The 17,552-nt window shown below is 71.4% G+C and carries 17 protein-coding genes and 2 tRNA genes; 8 read left to right on the forward strand and 11 right to left on the reverse strand.

Annotated elements, in window-relative coordinates; genetic code table 11:
• Positions 1 to 108: 108 nt before the first annotated feature.
• Together AC0666_RS01540 and AC0666_RS01545 are read right to left on the reverse strand one after the other, a co-directional pair.
• Positions 109 to 759 (reverse strand): alpha/beta hydrolase family protein, encoded by a 651-nt coding sequence (locus tag AC0666_RS01540; RefSeq protein ID WP_468963240.1) that lies wholly within the window; start codon positions 757 to 759, stop codon positions 109 to 111.
• A gap of 27 nt (positions 760 to 786) precedes the next feature.
• Positions 787 to 1,605, reverse strand: coding sequence for an SOS response-associated peptidase (locus tag AC0666_RS01545; RefSeq protein ID WP_468963239.1), 819 nt, complete (start codon positions 1,603 to 1,605; stop codon positions 787 to 789).
• Between the two features lie 53 nt (positions 1,606 to 1,658).
• On the opposite strand from AC0666_RS01545, the gene AC0666_RS01550 reads away from it, so the two are divergent.
• The 4 genes from AC0666_RS01550 to AC0666_RS01565 all read left to right on the forward strand — a co-directional run bounded on the left by AC0666_RS01550 (position 1,659) and on the right by AC0666_RS01565 (position 5,261).
• On the forward strand, positions 1,659 to 2,375 hold the full coding sequence (locus AC0666_RS01550) for a M50 family metallopeptidase (RefSeq protein ID WP_478706905.1): 717 nt from the start codon (positions 1,659 to 1,661) through the stop codon (positions 2,373 to 2,375).
• 64 nt (positions 2,376 to 2,439) lie between these two features.
• A complete protein-coding gene (gene aroA / locus AC0666_RS01555; RefSeq protein ID WP_478706906.1) occupies positions 2,440 to 3,807 on the forward strand; it encodes a 3-phosphoshikimate 1-carboxyvinyltransferase in 1,368 nt (455 codons plus the stop codon).
• Between the two features lie 8 nt (positions 3,808 to 3,815).
• Positions 3,816 to 4,826, forward strand: a complete 1,011-nt coding sequence (gene rsgA, locus AC0666_RS01560) for a ribosome small subunit-dependent GTPase A (RefSeq protein ID WP_468963236.1) — start codon at positions 3,816 to 3,818, stop codon at positions 4,824 to 4,826.
• A 111-nt stretch (positions 4,827 to 4,937) separates the two neighbouring features.
• Complete coding sequence (locus tag AC0666_RS01565; protein WP_361717761.1) at positions 4,938 to 5,261, forward strand: DMT family transporter; 324 nt, start codon at positions 4,938 to 4,940, stop codon at positions 5,259 to 5,261.
• Here AC0666_RS01565 and AC0666_RS01570 read toward each other — a convergent pair.
• Entirely contained in the window at positions 5,227 to 5,799 is a 573-nt protein-coding gene (locus AC0666_RS01570; protein ID WP_468963235.1) for a TetR/AcrR family transcriptional regulator, read from the reverse strand. The genes AC0666_RS01565 and AC0666_RS01570 overlap by 35 nt on opposite strands.
• Before the next feature lie 137 nt (positions 5,800 to 5,936).
• Between AC0666_RS01570 and hisN the strand changes: the two genes are divergently transcribed.
• Both hisN and AC0666_RS01580 read left to right on the forward strand, forming a co-directional pair.
• The gene (hisN, locus tag AC0666_RS01575; protein WP_468963234.1) at positions 5,937 to 6,740 is read left to right on the forward strand and encodes a histidinol-phosphatase; all 804 of its coding nucleotides are present in this window, start codon (positions 5,937 to 5,939) and stop codon (positions 6,738 to 6,740) included.
• A 143-nt stretch (positions 6,741 to 6,883) separates the two neighbouring features.
• On the forward strand, positions 6,884 to 7,276 hold the full coding sequence (locus AC0666_RS01580; protein WP_361717752.1) for a CBS domain-containing protein: 393 nt from the start codon (positions 6,884 to 6,886) through the stop codon (positions 7,274 to 7,276).
• A gap of 54 nt (positions 7,277 to 7,330) precedes the next feature.
• Here the strand turns inward: AC0666_RS01580 and AC0666_RS01585 are convergent, their stop codons facing one another.
• Positions 7,331 to 8,800: a catalase gene (locus tag AC0666_RS01585; RefSeq protein WP_468963233.1), complete on the reverse strand. Its 1,470-nt coding sequence runs from the start codon at positions 8,798 to 8,800 to the stop codon at positions 7,331 to 7,333.
• Between the two features lie 130 nt (positions 8,801 to 8,930).
• On the opposite strand from AC0666_RS01585, the gene AC0666_RS01590 reads away from it, so the two are divergent.
• Positions 8,931 to 9,347, forward strand: a complete 417-nt coding sequence (locus tag AC0666_RS01590; RefSeq protein ID WP_468581521.1) for a Fur family transcriptional regulator — start codon at positions 8,931 to 8,933, stop codon at positions 9,345 to 9,347.
• Positions 9,348 to 9,501: 154 nt separating this feature from the next.
• Here the strand turns inward: AC0666_RS01590 and AC0666_RS01595 are convergent.
• From AC0666_RS01595 to AC0666_RS01610, 4 genes are all read right to left on the reverse strand, one after another.
• A tRNA-Met gene (locus AC0666_RS01595) sits at positions 9,502 to 9,575 on the reverse strand.
• 94 nt (positions 9,576 to 9,669) lie between these two features.
• Complete coding sequence (locus AC0666_RS01600) at positions 9,670 to 11,517, reverse strand: SEL1-like repeat protein (RefSeq protein WP_468581522.1); 1,848 nt, start codon at positions 11,515 to 11,517, stop codon at positions 9,670 to 9,672.
• Between the two features lie 212 nt (positions 11,518 to 11,729).
• Positions 11,730 to 11,803: transfer RNA gene (locus tag AC0666_RS01605), tRNA-Met, on the reverse strand.
• A 51-nt stretch (positions 11,804 to 11,854) separates the two neighbouring features.
• Positions 11,855 to 14,734: a UPF0182 family membrane protein gene (locus tag AC0666_RS01610; protein WP_468581577.1), complete on the reverse strand. Its 2,880-nt coding sequence runs from the start codon at positions 14,732 to 14,734 to the stop codon at positions 11,855 to 11,857.
• A gap of 143 nt (positions 14,735 to 14,877) precedes the next feature.
• On the opposite strand from AC0666_RS01610, the gene AC0666_RS01615 reads away from it, so the two are divergent.
• A complete protein-coding gene (locus AC0666_RS01615; protein WP_468963232.1) occupies positions 14,878 to 15,447 on the forward strand; it encodes a PPA1309 family protein in 570 nt (189 codons plus the stop codon).
• Positions 15,448 to 15,503: 56 nt separating this feature from the next.
• On the opposite strand, the gene AC0666_RS01620 is transcribed toward AC0666_RS01615, so the two are convergent.
• From AC0666_RS01620 to AC0666_RS01630, 3 genes are all read right to left on the reverse strand, one after another.
• Positions 15,504 to 16,595, reverse strand: a complete 1,092-nt coding sequence (locus AC0666_RS01620) for a YlbL family protein (protein ID WP_468963231.1) — start codon at positions 16,593 to 16,595, stop codon at positions 15,504 to 15,506.
• A 21-nt stretch (positions 16,596 to 16,616) separates the two neighbouring features.
• Positions 16,617 to 16,814, reverse strand: coding sequence for a hypothetical protein (locus AC0666_RS01625; RefSeq protein WP_356849852.1), 198 nt, complete (start codon positions 16,812 to 16,814; stop codon positions 16,617 to 16,619).
• A 213-nt stretch (positions 16,815 to 17,027) separates the two neighbouring features.
• Entirely contained in the window at positions 17,028 to 17,489 is a 462-nt protein-coding gene (locus AC0666_RS01630) for a molybdenum cofactor biosynthesis protein MoaE (RefSeq protein ID WP_356849851.1), read from the reverse strand.
• Positions 17,490 to 17,552 lie beyond the last annotated feature (63 nt).

Below are 17,552 nucleotides of genomic sequence, written 5' to 3' on the forward strand. Positions count from 1 at the left end.
GACGGGTTCCGTGCGTTCTGACATCCGGCACAACAGAGCGGCCGGGTCGCGCATTCCCGCGCGGGCACGGGCCGTACGGACCCTGTCAGGTCGGCGGGGAGGCCCGGGTCACCGCGGGAGCCCGCCGAGCCATCCGGCGACCGCCTCCGTGATCACCCGGAGCGCCCCGTCCTGGGTCAGGTCCGCCTTCTTGGGCACCGCGAAGCCGTGATCGCCGTGGGGGACCTCCACCAGCTCGTACGCCGTCTGCCCGGCCGCCGGCGGGAACTCCTCCGGGCGTCCGAAGGGGTCCCGGCCGCCCTGCACCACCAGCGTGGGCACCCCCGCGCCGAGCAGCTCCCCGGCGCGGGACTTCTCGGGCCGCCCCGGCGGGTGCAGCGGGAACGCCAGGGCCAGGGCGCCGACGGCACCCAGCTCGGCGGCGGTCCGGCAGGCCACCCGCGCCCCGGCGCTGCGCCCGCCGGCCACCACCGGCAGGCCGGGTGCCGCCAGGGCGGGCCACAGCCCCCGCCAGCCCTCGTCCAGCACCTTGGGCGCGGCGGCGACCTTCTTCCCGGCGACCCGCCAGGGTTGTTCGACCAGGGCCACGGTGGTGCCCAGCGCGGGCAGGGCGCCGGCCAGCGCCTGCAGGTCCCGCGCCTCGATCCCGCCGCCCGCGCCGTGACCGACGGCGAGCACGAGGGAGGCTCCGAAGGCGGTGTGCCAGGTGATGCGGGCCTGGCCCGCGGGGGTGTCGACGCTCTCGGTGCGGGTGGTCATGGGGCCCATCCTGCCCCGGGCCGCTCCTCAGAAGAGCGTGCCCTCCTCCGGCGCGGCGAGCTCCGTCAGCAGCTCGGGCCCGTTGTTGCGCGCGCTGCTCACGGCGGTGGACACCGGGTACGCCCGCATCAGCCCGCCCGGAGGCGGCGCCAGCAGGTCCCGCAGCGAGCCCTCGGTGTCCGTGTCCGCGGGGTCCAGCCAGCGGTCCCACCGGTCCGGGGTCAGCATCAGCGGCATCCGCGGGTGGATCTCGGACAGGGAGCGCGGCCCCTCGGCGGGCCCCGTGGCCAGCGGTCCGGTCTCGGCCTCCGTGGTGATCACCGAGCAGGTCACCCGCCAGGCGAGCGGGTGCTGGTCGGGCAGGGTCCGGTCGCGCCAGAACTCGTATATCCCCGCCATGGCGAAGACGGTGCCGTCGGCGGGCAGCACGAAGTAGGGCTGTTTGCGCGCCCGTTTCTTCTTCCCCTCGACCTCCAGCTGCCGTTCGTCGTGGGCGGTGACCCACTCGTAATAGCCGTCGGCAGGGATGATGCAGCGGCGCTGTGCGAAGGCCCGGCGGAAGGACGGCTTCTCGGCCAGCGTCTCGGACCGGGCGTTGATCATGCGGGCGGCGCCGTCGGGGTTCTGGGCCCAGGAGGGGACGAGCCCCCACTTCAGGACGCGCAGCTGCCGAACCGGACGCGGGTCCGCGGCGTCTTTCAGGGGACGGTCGAGGACGACGTGGACCTCCTTCGTCGGCGCCACGTTCCAGTCGGGGGCCAGGGTCTCCTCGGGCTCCCACTTCTCGATGCCGAAGAGCTCGACCAGGTCCTCGGGCCTGCGACTCGCTGCATACCGTCCGCACATGGCTGCCACACTGCCATGCGACCCGACCACCACCGCAAGGAGTCCGCCACTCTATGGACAGCACCACGACGGCCGCCGGTCTGTGGGACCGGCTCACCGGCATACAGGCCTCGCCCCCCGTGTGGGTGGTGATCGTGACGGGCGTGCTCGCACTATGCGCCGTGGCGCCCCACCCGGTGTGGCGGCTGTCCCGCAACGCCGTGACCATCGCGCACGAGGGCGGCCACGGACTGCTGGCCCTGCTGACGGGACGCAAGCTGGACGGCATCCGGCTGCACTCGGACACCAGCGGGGTCACCCTCAGCCGGGGCCGGCCGACCGGGATCGGGATGGTCCTGACCGCCGCGGCCGGGTACACGGCGCCCTCGCTGCTGGGCCTCGGCGGGGCCGCACTGCTGTCGGCCCACCGGATCACGGTGCTGCTGTGGGCGGCGACGGCCCTGCTGGTGGCGATGCTGGTGATGATCCGCAACGCGTACGGCGTCCTGACGGTGCTGCTGGTCGGCGGGACCTTCGTGCTGGTGTCCTGGCAGACCCCCGCCGAGGTGCAGGCCCTGTTCGCGTACGCCGTGGTGTGGTTCCTGCTGCTGGGCGGCGTACGGCCGGTCTTCGAGCTGGGCGCCATGCGCCGGCACGGCGGAGCCCCCGACTCCGACGCCGACCAGCTCGGCCGGCTCACCCACGTCCATCCGGTGGCCTGGCTGCTCCTCTTCCACGCCGTCGCACTGTGTTCGCTCATCGGCGGCGGGCGCTGGCTTCTCGGCCTCTGAGACGGGGCCCCGCACGGGCCACGATCAAGATCTGGAGCCCTGGCGAGCCACTAAAGTGGTCGACATGACCGAGACCCCCGCTCTCCCCGCCCTCTGGCCCGCGCCGCTCGCCGACGGAACCGTCCAGGCCACCGTCTCCGTGCCCGGGTCGAAGTCGGTCACCAACCGAGCCCTCGTGCTCGCGGCGCTCGCCGCCGAGCCCGGCTGGGTGCGCCGCCCGCTGCGTTCGCGCGACTCCCGGCTGATGGCCGATGCGCTGCGTGCGATGGGTGTCGGCATCGAGGAGACCGTCTCCTCCAGCTCCGGCTCCGGCTCCGGCTCCGGCGGCCAGGCCGGTGGCGAGGCGTGGCGGATCATCCCGGCGGCCCTGCACGGCCCGGCCACCGTCGACGTCGGCAACGCGGGCACGGTCATGCGCTTCCTGCCCCCGGTCGCCACGCTCGCCGCGGGCGACATCCGCTTCGACGGCGACCCGCGCTCCTACGAGCGTCCGCTCGGGCAGGTCATCAACGCCCTGCGCGCGCTGGGCGCCCGGATCGACGACGACGGCCGGGGCTCCCTGCCCATGACCGTCCAGGGCGGCGGGGCCCTGGAGGGCGGCACGATCGAGATCGACGCCTCGAACTCCTCGCAGTTCATCTCGGCGCTGCTGCTGTCCGCTCCCCGGTTCAACCAGGGCGTCGAGGTCCGCCACGTCGGCACCACCCTGCCCTCGATGCCGCACATCCGGATGACGGTGGAGATGCTGCGGGCGGCGGGCGCCCAGGTCGACACCCCGGAGGCAGGCGGCGAGCCGAACGTGTGGCGGGTGGCGCCGAGCGCCCTCCTGGGCCGCGACATGATCGTGGAGCCGGACCTGTCGAACGCCCAGCCCTTCCTGGCGGCGGCCCTGATCACCGGCGGCACGGTGACCATCCCGGACTGGCCGCTGCGCACCACGCAGCCCGGCGACGAGCTGCGCCGGATCTTCACGGAGATGGGCGGATCCTGCGAGCTGACCGACGCCGGGCTGGTCTTCACCGGCAGCGGCAAGATCCACGGCATCGACGTGGACCTGGGCGAGGTCGGCGAGCTGACCCCCGGCATCGCCGCCGTGGCCGCGCTCGCCGACTCCCCCTCCACCCTGCGCGGGGTGGCACACCTTCGGCTGCACGAGACGGACCGGCTGGCGGCCCTGACCGCGGAGATCAACGGGCTCGGCGGCGAGGTCACCGAGACCGCGGACGGCCTGCACATCCGCCCGCGCCCGCTGCACGGCGGGGTGTTCCACACCTACGACGACCACCGGATGGCCACCGCGGGCGCGGTGATCGGCCTGGCCGTGGAGGGCGTGCAGATCGAGAACGTGGCGACGACCGCGAAGACCCTGCCGGACTTCCCGAGGATGTGGGCCGACATGCTCGGCCGAGCTCCGCGGAGCGCGGGAGCGTAGGGCCGGTCATGCGCAGGTACGGCAAGCACACCGACGAGGACGACATCCGCTCCCGCCCCAATCCCAAGGGCAACCGGCCGCGAACGAGCATCCGGCCCAAGCACGAGGACGCGGCCGAGGGCTTCGTCCTGACCGTGGACCGCGGTCGGCTCACCTGTCTGGTCGAAGACCGCACGATCGTCGCGATGAAGGCCCGCGAGCTGGGCCGCAAGGCGGCGGTGGTCGGCGACCGGGTGTGGATCGTGGGCGATCTGACCGGCAAGAAGGACACGCTCGCGCGGATCGTGCGGATCGAGGAGCGCAAGTCGGTGCTGCGGCGCACCGCAGACGACGACGACCCGTACGAGCGCGTGGTCGTGGCCAACGCCGACCAGCTGGCGATCGTCACGGCGCTGGCCGACCCGGAGCCGCGGCCCCGCATGATCGACCGCTGTCTGGTGGCCGCGTACGACGCCGGGCTGGAACCGCTGCTGGTGCTGACCAAGTCCGATCTGACCTCCGCGGACAAGATCCTGGAGATTTACTCGACGCTCGGCCTGAACTACGTGGTCACCAACCGCGAGGAGCTGGCCAACGGTGATGCGGCGGACCGGGTGCGGGAGCGGCTGACCGGCCGGATCACCGCCTTCGTCGGCCATTCGGGCGTCGGCAAGACCACCCTGGTGAATGCGCTCGTCGCCGAGGGGCGCCAGCGCGCCACGGGCCACGTCAACGCGGTGACCGGCCGCGGCCGGCACACCACCACCTCGGCGCTCGCGCTGCCGCTGCCCTCGGGCGACGGCTGGGTCATCGACACCCCCGGTGTGCGCTCCTTCGGCCTGCACCACGTGGACCCGTCCCGGGTGATCCTGGCCTTCCCGGACCTCGTCCCGGGCACGGAGGGCTGCCCGCGCGCGTGCAGCCACGACGAGCCGGACTGCGCGCTCGACCAGTGGGTACAGGACGGCCACGCGGACCCGGCCCGGCTGTATTCGCTGCGGCGGCTGCTGGAGACGCGCGAGCGCCGCGAAGGGGACTGAGCGCCCGACGGGGTTTGGCCGCGTTTGCCAAGGGTCAAGTCTGTCGTGATGCACTCGATGCACGAGCGCCCGAAGTGATGCGACGTCACGTGACACGGGGAGGCATACGCCATGGCGTGGCTGCTGGTCGTGGTGGCCGGGTTCCTGGAGACGGGTTTCGCGGTCTGCCTCAAGCTGTCCCACGGCTTCACCCGCCTGTGGCCGACCATCGCCTTCGCCGCCTTCGCACTCGGCAGCTTCGGCCTGCTGACGCTCGCCCTGAAGAAACTCGACGTGGGTCCCGCGTACGCGGTGTGGACGGGCATCGGCGCCGCAGGAACGGCCATCTACGGCATGGTCTTCCTCGGCGACCTGGTCTCCACCCTCAAGCTCGTCTCGATCTCGCTGGTCATCCTCGGGGTCATCGGCCTCCAGCTGTCGGGCTCGGCTCACTGAGCAGCCGCAGCAGGCGCATCAGCTCCCCGAGCCCCGGTTCCTCCCCGGGGGCTATCACGTAGGACAGCGCGAGGCGTACGGCGAGCTCGAAGCGCTGCGCCCCCTCCCCCGGCCGCAGCGCGGCCGAGGCCCGGTCGCGGACGGCCCGCGCCAGTTCTCCGGGGCCGGGCGCCGGGACCCCCGGGCGCGCCCCCTGGCCGGGCGGCACCGGCAGGTTCCCGTCCCAGCACCCCGTCAGCAGGGCCCGTACGAGCGGACGCGCGCGAGCCGCCCGCACGGTCCACTCCGCGACCGAGGCGAGGCGCTCGCCGCCGGCCGCCGGGGAGCGCAGGGCCCGGTCCACCCCGTCGAGGTACCAGTCGGCCTCCCGCCGCACCAGGGCCCGGCCGAGGCCCGCCTTGCCGCCGAACTCGTTGTAGAGGGTCTGCCGGGACACCCCGGCGGCGGCAGCCACGTCGACCATCCGCACCGACGGCCAGGGGCGCGTCGCGAGCGCCGCTCCCGCCGCTTCCAGCAAGGACTCCCGGGCTGCCGGCATCCGCGCCTCCCCGCTCCGCTTTCCCCGCTGGGCCTTCCCGCCAGAGTTGACGGGTCGACAGATCCTGTCAAGGGCGCCTGCCGGCCGCTCCGTGAACGCCGTTCGCCGGGCCCGGGCAGTCTCGATATTGTTCGGCCATGCCCGAGTATGACGATGACCTGCGCCTTGCCCTTGAGCTCGCCGACGCGGCGGACGCCGCCACGATGCAGCGCTTCCGCGCCCTCGACCTGAAGGTCGAGACCAAGCCGGACATGACTCCGGTGAGCGAGGCCGACCAGGCCGCGGAGGAGGTCGTCCGGGCCGGGATCGGGACCGCGCGGCCCGCCGACGCGATCCTGGGCGAGGAGTACGGGCTCAAGGGCAGCGGCCCGCGCCGCTGGGTGGTGGACCCGATCGACGGTACGAAGAACTACGTCCGCGGTGTCCCCGTCTGGGCGACCCTGATCTCGCTGATGCAGGAGGACCCGGACGGCGTGTTCCGGCCGGTGGTGGGTGTCGTCTCGGCGCCGGCGCTGGGCCGCCGCTGGTGGGCGGCGCGCGGCGCGGGCGCGTACGCCGGCGGTGCGCTGGGCGGGACCACCCCGATCGGCGTGTCGAAGGTGGCCTCCCTGGGCGACGCCTCGTTCGCCTACTCCTCGCTGAGCGGCTGGGAGGAGCAGGGGCGGCTCGACGGGTTCCTGGACCTGACCCGGCAGTGCTGGCGTACGCGCGGCTACGGCGATTTCTGGCCGTACATGATGGTCGCGGAGGGCTCGCTCGACCTGTGCGCCGAGCCGGAGCTGAACCTGTGGGACATGGCCGCCGTCGCGGTCGTCGTCCAGGAGGCCGGAGGCCGTTTCACCAGCCTGGACGGGGTCGAGGGCGTACACGGCGGGAACGCGGCCGCTTCGAACGGGCTGCTGCACGAGGAGATGCTCGGCTACCTGCGCCCCCGCGCCTGAGCCGGGCGCGGGCCTGCACCCGGACAACCCGGTGCGCCCTCTTGATGACCCTCCGTGCCCGTGGGAATCTGGGACTCCTCCGCTTGTGCGCTTGTGAAGGCTTTCTCCAGCGGAGGGACTCTCCTCAGGAGGTGGCTCTCTTCATGCTCGTCCGTGACGCCATGAGCACCGTGATCCTCACCCTCGGACCCGCCCACACCCTCCGGCAGGCGGCCTGCCTGATGTCCGGCCGTCGCGTCGGCGCGGCCGTCGTCCTCGACCCCGACCACAGCGGCGTCGGCATCCTCACCGAACGCGACATCCTCAACTCGATCGGCGCCGGCCACGATCCCGACCGGGAGACCGTGGGCACCCACACCACCAACAACGTGGTGTTCTGCACCCCGCAGGCCACCGTCCAGGAAGCCGCCGAGGCGATGGTCCACGGCGGCTTCCGGCATCTGATCGTGCTGGAGGACGGCGGCCCCGTGGGCATCGTGTCCGTCCGTGACGTCATCCGCTGCTGGGCACCCGCCCGCCGCACCGTCCCTGCGTGAACGCCGGAGGGCCGGACCCCGCGGGGTCCGGCCCTCCTGCTTTCGGCGAGCGGGTCAGCCGCGAAGGGCCTGGACCGCGGCCTCCAGCCGCTTGCCGAAGTCGCCGTCCGCCTGGCGGAAGTTGTTGATCGCCCGCTCGGCGATGTCGTCACGGGAGACCTTGGCGATGAAGCCGGAGAGGTTCTCGATCAGACGGGACTTCTCGTCCTCGGACATCAGGCGGTAGAGGTTGCCCGCCTGGACGAAGTCGTTGTCCTCGCGGTGCACCGGCGCGGCGTGGTTGCCCGTGCCGCCGGTCAGCGAGAGGGACTGCCACAGCGGTCGGTCGATCTGGTGCGGACCGCCGAAGCTGTTCGGCTCGTAGTTCTTCGCACCCTTGTGGCGGCCGTCGTAGAGGAAGCCGTCACGGGAGTTGGTGCGGGCCTCGGTGGCGTGCGGCCGGTTCACCGGCAGGTGGTCGGCGTTGATGCCGACGCGGTAGCGGTGGGCGTCGCCGTACGCGAAGAGGCGGCCCTGGAGCATCTTGTCCGGGGAGGGACCGATGCCGGGGACGAAGTGCGCCGGAGAGAAGATCGACTGCTCGACCTCGGCGAAGATGTTCTCCGGGTTGCGGTTGAGCTCCAGCTTGCCGATCTCGATCGGCGGGTAGTCCTCGTGCGGCCACACCTTGGTGAGGTCGAACGGGTTGAAGCGGTACTCGGCCGCCTCGGCCGCCGGCATGATCTGGACCTGCACGGTCCAGCTGGGGAAGTCGCCGCGCTCGATGGCCTCGCGCAGGTCGCGCTGGTGCGAGTCGGGGTCCTCGCCGGCGAGCCGGTTGGCCTCGGCCTGGGTGAGGTTCTTGATGCCCTGGTCGGTCTTGAAGTGGTACTTGACCCAGAAGACCTCGCCGGCCTCGTTGTTCCACTGGTAGGTGTGGGAGCCGTAGCCGTTCATGTGGCGGTAGGACGCCGGGATGCCGCGGTCACCGAAGAGCCAGGTCACCTGGTGGGTGGACTCGGGCGACAGGCCCCAGAAGTCCCAGACGTTGTCCGCCTCGGTCGAGCCGGTGTACGGGTCGCGCTTCTGGGTGTGGATGAAGTCGGGGAACTTGATGGCGTCCTTGATGAAGAACACCGGCGTGTTGTTGCCGACGAGGTCGTAGTTGCCCTCTTCGGTGTAGAACTTCAGCGCCCAGCCGCGGGGGTCGCGCACCGCGTCGGCGGCACCGAGGTTGCCCGCGACGGTGGAGAAGCGCAGGAAGGTCTCGGTCTGCTTGCCGACCTCGGACAGGAACTTCGCCCGGGTCCACTGCGAGACGTCACGGGTGAGGGTGAAGGTGCCGTAGGCGCCGGCGCCGCGGGCGTGCACCACGCGCTCCGGGATGCGCTCGCGGTTGAAGTGGGCGAGCTTCTCCAGCAGGAGCTGGTCCTGGACCAGGACGGGGCCGCCGATGCCCGCGGTCTCGCTGTTCTGGTTGTCGGCGACCGGCGCCCCGGCCTCCGTGGTGAGCGGTCCCTGCGTCACGTGCGCCTCCTGCGTCATTCCTGCGTGTCCTGCCCTCGGCCTCTGCCGTACTCGATCCTACGATGGACTTTGTCTAAGTCAAGCAAGGATCCAAGTCCGCACTGATTCGGGAGTTACACCGAATCCCCTCACTGTTAGGCTGGTGTCCATGAGTGACCTGCTGGAACGACTTCGCGGACGCGGATGGCGCATGACCGCACAGCGGCGTGTCGTGGCCGAGGTGCTCGACGGTGACCACGTTCACCTGACGGCGGACGAGGTGCACGCGCGCGCGGTGGAGAAGCTGCCCGAGATATCCCGCGCGACCGTCTACAACACCCTGGGCGAGCTCGTGTCCCTCGGCGAGGTACTGGAAGTCTCGACCGACCGCCGCGCCAAGCGGTACGACCCGAACGCCCACCAGCCCCACCAGCACCTGGTCTGCGCACAGTGCGGCTCGATCCGGGACGTCCACCCGGCGGGCAACCCGCTGGCCGACCTGCCGGACGCCGAGCGCTTCGGCTTCGTGGTGTCGGCGGTCGAGGTGACCTACCGGGGCCTGTGCCCGAACTGCGCGGGCGCGTGAGCGGCGCGGCACGCCGCTGAGGAAAGCAAGCAGGGCCGGGGGCCGCAGCCCCCGGCCCTTTGCGCGTGCCCGAAGGGGGCCCCTTGCGCAGACCTGAACGGGACCGGAAACGACTGAAGGCCCGGATCCAAGGATCCAGGCCTTCAGCCTTCAGTAGCGGGGACAGGATTTGAACCTGCGACCTCTGGGTTATGAGCCCAGCGAGCTACCGAGCTGCTCCACCCCGCGTCGGTAAACCCAACGTTACGTGACACCCCGCGACACATGCAAATCGGTTAACGGGCGCGGACCTGCGGCCGGGGCTTCGGGCCCCGGCCGCAGGTCAGGCGGACAGCTCCTCGGCCAGCGCGTCGCGCAGCCGCGCCGCCCGCTCCGAGACCTCCGCCGGCCCCAGCTCCATGGCGCGGACGCACCACTTCTGCCCCTCCGCCAGATCCCCGTGCCGGGCCGCCAGCAGCCCCAGCCGCAGCGCCGCCCGGCCGTGGCCGGCGACGGCCGCACGGGTCCACCACAGCGCCGCCTCCGGCTCGTTCCCCTCGCGGGCGAGCAGCAGCCCGAGGTTGAAGGCACCGTTGCGGGAGCCGGCCTCCGCCGCCTCCCGGTACCACCGGGCGGCCGCGGCGAGCTCGCCCCGCGCGGCGGCCAGCATCCCGACCCGCACCTGCGCCCGGCGGTGCCCGAGCTCCGCGGCCCGCTCGTACCACTCCTCGCTCTCGGTCTTCGGGGCTCCGCCCACCGGCTCGCCCAGCGCCACCGGTTCCGGCGGCGGAGCCAGCGATTCGAGCAGCGCGGCCAGCCGGAACGCGGCCTCGGCGCTGCCGCCGCCCGCCGCGCACCGCAGGTGCCGCTCGGCCGCCCGCTCCTCGCCGTCCCGGACCAGCGCGATGCCGACCTGGAGCGCGGCGTCGGTGTGCCCGGCGGACGCGGCCCGCTCGTACCACTTCAGGGCGGTGCGGTCCTCGTCCCGGCTCGCGAACAGGATGCCGAGGTTGAAGGCGGCGTCCACGCTGCCGGCTTCCGCCGCCTTCGAGAACCACGGCTCCGCCCCGGCCGCGTCGCCGACCTGGAGCAGCATGATGGCGAGGGCGTTGGCCGCCTCCCGGTGCCCCGCGTAGGCGGCCCGCCGGTACCACTGCTCGGCCTGCGCGGTCCGGTCCTGTGCGGCGCACAGCAAAGCAAGGTTGTACGCCCCGTTCTGGTCGCCCGCGTCCATGGCGGTCCGGTACCACTTCTCCGCGGTCTCGGTCTCCCCCCGGGCGGCGTGCAGCGCACCCAGCGCGTTCGCGGCGTTGCCGTCGCCGTCCTGCGCGGCGCGGTTCCACCACGCGACGGCGCTCTCCTCGTCACCGGCGTCGCGCAGCAGGAAGCCGAGCGCACACGCGGCCCTGGCCTCGCCCTGCTTGGCGGAGGTCAGGTACCAGCGGGCGGCCTCCTTGAGCTCGCCGCGCGCCTCCAGGAGGGCGCCCAGGTGCAGCGCTGCCCGCCGGTGGCCGCGCGCGGCGGCCTGCCGGTACCACTGCTCGGCCTCTGCGGGGTCGCCCTTGCGCAGGTGCCGGGCCAGCCGGTAGGCGGCCTCGCGGTGGCCCTGTTCGGCGGCCTGGCGGTACCACCGCTCGACGCCCTTGTCCCCGCGGTGCTCCAGCAGCTCGGCCAGGCCGTACGCGCCCAGGGCATGACCGGATTCCGCCGCCTGGCGCAGCCAGTACTCGGCGGCGGGCTCGTCCCCGCGTTCGCGGAAGTGGCGGCCCAGGGCGTGCGCGGCCGGCGCGGAGCCGGCCACGGCGGCGACCCGCCACCAGCCGGCGGCCTCGTCCGGGTAGCCCCGCTGGAGCAGCAGCACCCCGAGGTTGTTGGCGGCGGCGCGGTCCCCCTCCGCGGTGGCCCCCCTCAGGTACGGCTCGGCGCCGTCCAGGTCTCCGCGGCGCAGCAGCAGCGCCCCGAGCACGCTCATCGCGCCCGGGTCGCCCCGGTCCGCCGCGACCCGGTGCCGTGCCTCCAGCTCGGCGTCGCTCGCCGGGTCGGTCTCGGCGAACATTTCCTCCGCGAAATCCGCATCGGTCAGTGCGGTCTGCGCGTTAACGACCGGAGCCTCCTCCATGGCCTCTGTGCCCGATGCGGCTGCCGTCCTCACAAACCGCCCTGCCTCCAGCAGAGTTGACCTGTCCCCCATAAATCCCATCGTCGCATCACCTGCTACCCGCGTACACCTGGTATGTCGCAGCCTGTGAGGTCACTACAGCGTTTTGTCGACATGCCCACAGAGAGATAAGTCAAACACGCTCCGCCCCCAACTCACCCGCCCCAGCTACCTCATGCTCCCCATGCACCCGTCCCGGGCACGACGAAGGCCCGGATCCCATGGATCCGGGCCTTCATCTTCAGTAGCGGGGACAGGATTTGAACCTGCGACCTCTGGGTTATGAGCCCAGCGAGCTACCGAGCTGCTCCACCCCGCGTCGGTGAAACCACAGTATCACGACGCGGGGCCGAGCCATTACGCCGGGCGCTCAGCCCCCCGGCTTGGGGGTCGTGAGCTTCGCCTCCGCGTCGATCGCCCGCTTCAGCGCCGCCTTGATCTCGTCCTGCGCCTTGCCGAACGCCGCCCAGTCACCGGCCTGGCGGGCCTTCTCTGCGTCCTCGACGGCCTTCTGGGCATCCGCGAGCGCGGCCTTGACCGTCGGGTCCTGGGCGGTCGGCGGCGTGGCCGTCCCGTCGCCCGGCGGGGTCACCGGCGTCGTCGGCACGGTCGGCGCCTCCGCCCCGAAGACCACGTTCAGCGCCTTCTCCAGGGTGTCCTCGAACGCGGTCTGGCCGCCGTAGGTCACCAGCACCTTGCGCAGCAGCGGGTACTTCAGCCCGGAACTGCGCACGTACACCGGCTCCACGTACAGCATTCCGCCGTCGAGCGGCACGGCGAGCAGATTGCCGTACTCGACCTCGGAGTCGCCGCCGCGCAGCAGCCGGATCGACTCGGCGATCTTCGGCTCGGACTGGAACTTGCTCTGCACCTGGCCCGGGCCGTCGACCGGCTTGCTGGTCGGCAGCTTCAGGATGCTGATCTTGCCGTAGTCCGGGGTGCCGGGATCGGCGTTGACCGCCATGAAGGCACTCAGGTTGGGCCGCTCGTTGGGCGTGAAGGTCGTCGTGAGGGAGAAGACCTGGTCCTTCTCCTTCTGGTCCGGCATCTTCATCGACAGGTAGTACGGCGGAACGGCCGTACCGGCCTTGGTCGTCGGGTCGTCGGGGACGGCCCAGGCCTCACTGCCGCTGAGGAAGGTCTGCGGGTCCGTGACGTGGTAGCGGGTCAGCAGCTCGCGCTGGACCTTGAAGAGGTCCTGCGGGTAGCGCAGGTGCTCCATGAGCGACTTGGGGATCTCGCCCTTGGTCTTGACCGTGCCGGGGAACGCCTTCATCCAGGTGCGCAGGACCGGGTCCTTGGTGTCCCACTGGTAGAGGCTGACCGTGCCGTCGTACGCGTCGACGGTCGCCTTCACCGAGTTGCGGATGTAGTTGACCTGGTTCTCCTGCGCCACCACCGCGCGCTGGCTGTTGGTCAGCGAGTCCGCGGTGCTCTGGCCCAGCGTGGTGCGCGAGGCGTAGGGGTAGCCGTTCGTCGTCGTGTAGGCGTCGACGATCCACTTGATCCGGCCGTCGATGACCGCCGGGTACGGGGCGCCGTCGATGGTCAGCCACGGGGCGACCGCCTCGACGCGCTCCTTGGGCGTGCGGTGGTAGAGGATCCGCGAACCGTCCCCGATGGCACCGGAGTACAGGATCTGGGGCTCGCTGAAGGCCAGGGCGTACGCGGCCCGGTTGACCGGGTTGTCCAGGTTGACACCGGAGTCGCCCTGGTAGCTCGTCTCCTTCTCGCCCTTGTCGTCCGAGTAGTCGAGCTCCTTCTGCGGACCGCCGACGATCGAGTACTGCTTCGTCTGCTCGCCGTAGTAGATGCGCTGCTCGAAGTCGGTGCCGAACATGCCCTTGGAGGGCAGGTCGGACTGGGTGAAGTCGGGGGCGCCCTGGTCGCCGACGGTGGTGCCCTTGGCGGCGACCACGCCGTATCCGTGCGTGTACTTGAAGTGGTCGTTGATCCAGTTGTTCTTCGGGATGCCGCCGATGTTCAGCTCACGCAGCCCGATGACGGTGTCCTGGCCCTTGTACCGGTCCACGGCGAGCGTGGACGGGAAGGCGTAGTACCCCTTGACCTGCTGGAGCTGCTGGAACGCCGGGGAGACGATGTTGGGGTCGAGGAGGCGGACGCTGGCCGTGGTGTCGGCGGCCTGCCGCAGCTTCGACTTGTCCTGCGTCTGCGGCACGCCCGGGTAGTCCTTCACCTCGGACCGGTCGATCCCGTACGCATCGCGGGTGGCCTTGATGTTCTTCTCGACGTACGGCGATTCCTTGGCCTGCTCGTTCGGCTGGACCTGGAACTTCTGGACGATCGCCGGATACAGCCCGCCGATCAGGATGGCCGAGAGCACCATCAGGCCGAAGCCGATCACCGGCAGCTGCCAGGTGCGGCGCCACAGGGTCGCGAAGAAGAGCACGGCGCAGATGGCGGCGATGGCGACGAGGATCGTCTTGGCCGGGAGGTACGCGTTCGCGTCGACGTAGCGCAGGCCGGTCCAGTTGTCGGCGGCCTTGAAGTCGCTGGACTTCACCGCGAGCCCGTACCGGTCCAGCCAGTACGCGACCGCCTTGAGCGTGACGAACAGGCCGAGCAGCACCGACAGGTGCCCGGTCGCGGCGGCGGTGGCCCGGGCGCCCGGGCTGGTCACGCGCAGGCCGCCGTACAGGTAGTGGACGACGACCGCGGCGATCACGGACAGCACGACCGCCGCGAAGCCGAAGCCCAGGAGGAAGCGGTACCAGGGCAGCTCGAAGGTGTAGAAGGACACGTCGAGGTGGAACTGGGGGTCCTTCTCGCCGAAGGGCACCCCGTTCACGTACATCAGCCAGGTCTTCCACTGGCCGGCCGCCGAAGCCCCCGCGATCATGCCGACGAGCGCGGCGATCCCGAAGAGCAGCCACTTCTTGTACGGGGCGATGCTCATCCGGTAGCGGTCGAGGCTCTGCTGCTCCATCGACATCGCGCTGAGCGGCGGCCGCAGCCGGTGGGCCAGCCAGATGTTCAGCCCGACGGCGCCGGCCATCAGCAGGCCGAAGACGGCGAAGAGGCCGATCTTGGTCCACAGGGTGGTGGTGAAGACGGTGGAGTACTTGACGGAGCGGAACCAGAGCCAGTCGGTCCAGAAGCCCGCGAACATGACGAACGCCATGCCCAGGACGGCCAGCACGCCCAAGGTCATCAGAAGAGTGCGGGACCGCCGGGAGGGGCGGCCGACTCTCATCCGTGGCCCGGAGGGGCCTCCGCCGCGGTCCGGCATCTGGAAAGCCAAGGTGCGCACCTCGAAAGTCGCTGAGTCTGGTGATGGGGCATTTCAAAAGCTGGGCCCCCGATCGTAGGGCCCACTCATGCAACTTACTGAGGCTTTAGTCAGTTCCCGTTATCGGGTGGAAACGAGGCAGGATGTTGTCCATGTCCAACGTTTCCCCTTCCCCCGGCACGCCGATGGCGGCCAGCCCGCTCACCCGCGCCTGCCTTGAGATCGACGAGTACGCGGCCGGCCTGGGCTGGGACCAGCCCGCGCGGCTGTTCGCCCTCGTCGACACGGCCAAGCTCAAGAGGCAGGAGCCCCGTCTCGCAAACCAGCTCGGCCTCGACCAGGACGACGCCGGCAAGTCCTCCCTCACCCCCATCGAGCAGGAAGAGCTGCCCGCCGGGACCCCCCTCGACAAGTTCCTGGGCACCATCGCCTGGCCCGACTCCGTCGTCGGCTGCGCCCTGACCGTGGAGCGGCTGATGCTGCCGCCGTCCGCGGAGGCCTCCGTACCGGAAGGGCTCGGCGACAAGCAGCTGGCGAAGTGGGTCGCCGGCCACCCGGAGCGGCAGGAGGTGCGCCTGACCGTGGCCGTGCTGCGCGACGGATCGCGCGAGTCTGCCGTACGGCTGCGGGAGAAGGACTCCTCGACCGAGGTGCTCACCGGCGGGGGCCTGGTGCCCGGGCTGGCGGAGGCGCTGGCCGCGACGTTCGCGTAACGCGGGGGCGGACTCCCGCGGGGGGGCTCCCCGCGGGCCGGTCCCTGCGGGAGCGGTCAGGGCGTGCCGCACTGCGGCAGCCCGGCCGGGTCCCCCTTGCCGATCTTCTCCAGCGCCTGGGTGGCGTCGCCGATGGTGGAGACCTTCACCAGGGTCAGGCCGTCGGGGACGTTCTTGGCGGCCGAGGCGCAGTTCTCGGCGGGGGTCAGGAAGTACTCGGCGCCGGCGTTGCGGGCGCCGATGGTCTTCATCTGGATGCCGCCGATGGGGCCGACCTTGCCCGTGTCGTCGATGGTGCCGGTGCCCGCGACGAACTTCCCGCCGGTCAGGTCGCCCGGGGTGAGCTTGTCGACGATGCCGAGGGAGAACATCAGGCCCGCGCTGGGGCCGCCGACGTCGGCGAGCTTGATGTCGATGGCGAACGGGAAGGTGTGGTCGGTGCCCGCCCGGATGCCGACGATGGCGTGCCCGTCGCCCTGCGCCTTGGCGGTGGTGATGGTGACCTTGGTCGAGCCGGTGGGCTCGCGGTGCGTCTTCTCGGCCTCGGCCGCTTCGGCGGCGGGCACGAGGGTGAACTCGACCGGTTCGCCCGGCTTGTGCTTGGTGACGAGCCTGGCCACGTCGTCGGGGGCGGTGACCGCGGTGCCGTCGACCGCGCGGATCACGTCCCCGGCGTGCAGCTTGCCCTCGGCGGGACTGCCCTTGACCACGGAGGAGACCACCACGCGGGTGCTGACTCCCGGGACGCCCAGCTGCTTGAGTGCCGCCACCTTGGCGCTCTCCTGCGACTGGCTGAACTCCTCGGCGTTCTCCTGGGTGGACTGCTCTTCCGTCTTGCCGTCCGGGTAGAGGTTCTCGTGCGGGACGACGATGTTGTCGCCGGACAGCCAGCCGTAGACCGCTTCCAGCAGGTTCATGTCGTAGTCCGCGCCCGTGACGCGGACGGTCGTCATGTTGAGGTGGCCGCTGGTCGGATAGGTCTTGCGGTCCGCGATGCTGATGACGGGCGCGCCGTGCGAGTCTCCGAGCGTGTTCACCGTGGGGCCCGGGCTCATCTCCGAGTACGGAACCTTGATGAACACCCCTGCGCAGAGCAGCGCGAACAGCATGAGCGTGGAGGCGAGCATCGTCGCAGTGCGGCGTGGCATGGATCGACAGTACGGGACGCGTCAGACGGCGTCGGAACCGGAGTGTGCCTCTGCCTTCACCCTGCTCTGCTCGGCCTTCCCCATGGCTTCACGGAACCTCGCGTAGCCCGCGAGCTCGGATATGTCACCTTGGGTACGGTCGCGGGCCGCCCAGCTGCCCCATATCGCTGCTCCGATCGCGGCGAACAGCGGAATCAGCAACCACGCCAGTGACGCCATGGACGTGCCTCCCTACCCCGAAGTGCGTGTCGTTGGTGGCTTCAACGCTCGTGCCCGTGGGGGGGTTACGCAAATCGAGGGCGTGTTGCGCGGCCGAACGGGTGGGACAGTACACCGCCCCGCCGACCGGGTTTCAACGACCCCCGGGCTGGGCACGCACCGCCCCCTGCCGACCGCGCCGAGGTCGCCTCAGCAGGCGAACGACAAGATCGCCTAGCAGGCGCCGACCCACTCCTCGGTGCCGTCCGAGAAGGTCTGGTGCTTCCAGATCGGGACCTCGTGCTTGAGGTCGTCGATCAGCATGCGGCAGGCCTCGAAGGCCTCCCCGCGGTGCGGACAGGACACGGCGACGACGACCGCCAGGTCACCGACCGACAGGTCGCCGATGCGGTGGACGGCGGCCAGGGCGCGCACCGGGTACTTCGCCACGACGCGCTCGGCGATGCGGCGCATCTCGGCCTCGGCCGTCGGGTGGCAGGAGTAGCCGAGCGAGTCGACGTCCGCCCCTCCGTCGTGGTTGCGCACCGTGCCGACGAAGAGCGTCGTGCCGCCCGTCGCGTCGTCGCCGACGGCCTGGAAGACCTCGTCGATCGACAGCGGGGTCTCGCGGATCTGGAGCAGCCGGATCGGGTCCGGAGCGGCCTGCTCGCCGGGGTGGTCGAAGTGCGGTGCCATGCCTTCCATCGTGCCCTAGCCTCCATGGTCGCGAAATAGCCGATTCACCCGTGCCGCGCCCCC

The organism is Streptomyces sp. NPDC043680 (assembly GCF_056436685.1).

Bases quoted from the DNA above. Each gene is read 5' to 3' on its own strand.
- AC0666_RS01540 (WP_468963240.1), bottom strand. From the start codon at position 759: ATGACCACCCGCACCGAGAGCGTCGACACCCCCGCGGGCCAGGCCCGC.
- AC0666_RS01545 (WP_468963239.1), bottom strand. From the start codon at position 1,605: ATGTGCGGACGGTATGCAGCGAGTCGCAGGCCCGAGGACCTGGTCGAG.
- AC0666_RS01550 (WP_478706905.1), top strand. From the start codon at position 1,659: ATGGACAGCACCACGACGGCCGCCGGTCTGTGGGACCGGCTCACCGGC.
- aroA (WP_478706906.1), top strand. From the start codon at position 2,440: ATGACCGAGACCCCCGCTCTCCCCGCCCTCTGGCCCGCGCCGCTCGCC.
- rsgA (WP_468963236.1), top strand. From the start codon at position 3,816: ATGCGCAGGTACGGCAAGCACACCGACGAGGACGACATCCGCTCCCGC.
- AC0666_RS01565 (WP_361717761.1), top strand. From the start codon at position 4,938: ATGGCGTGGCTGCTGGTCGTGGTGGCCGGGTTCCTGGAGACGGGTTTC.
- AC0666_RS01570 (WP_468963235.1), bottom strand. From the start codon at position 5,799: ATGCCGGCAGCCCGGGAGTCCTTGCTGGAAGCGGCGGGAGCGGCGCTC.
- hisN (WP_468963234.1), top strand. From the start codon at position 5,937: ATGCCCGAGTATGACGATGACCTGCGCCTTGCCCTTGAGCTCGCCGAC.
- AC0666_RS01580 (WP_361717752.1), top strand. From the start codon at position 6,884: ATGCTCGTCCGTGACGCCATGAGCACCGTGATCCTCACCCTCGGACCC.
- AC0666_RS01585 (WP_468963233.1), bottom strand. From the start codon at position 8,800: ATGACGCAGGAGGCGCACGTGACGCAGGGACCGCTCACCACGGAGGCC.
- AC0666_RS01590 (WP_468581521.1), top strand. From the start codon at position 8,931: ATGAGTGACCTGCTGGAACGACTTCGCGGACGCGGATGGCGCATGACC.
- AC0666_RS01600 (WP_468581522.1), bottom strand. From the start codon at position 11,517: ATGGGGGACAGGTCAACTCTGCTGGAGGCAGGGCGGTTTGTGAGGACG.
- AC0666_RS01610 (WP_468581577.1), bottom strand. From the start codon at position 14,734: ATGCCGGACCGCGGCGGAGGCCCCTCCGGGCCACGGATGAGAGTCGGC.
- AC0666_RS01615 (WP_468963232.1), top strand. From the start codon at position 14,878: ATGTTGTCCATGTCCAACGTTTCCCCTTCCCCCGGCACGCCGATGGCG.
- AC0666_RS01620 (WP_468963231.1), bottom strand. From the start codon at position 16,595: ATGCCACGCCGCACTGCGACGATGCTCGCCTCCACGCTCATGCTGTTC.
- AC0666_RS01625 (WP_356849852.1), bottom strand. From the start codon at position 16,814: ATGGCGTCACTGGCGTGGTTGCTGATTCCGCTGTTCGCCGCGATCGGA.
- AC0666_RS01630 (WP_356849851.1), bottom strand. From the start codon at position 17,489: ATGGCACCGCACTTCGACCACCCCGGCGAGCAGGCCGCTCCGGACCCG.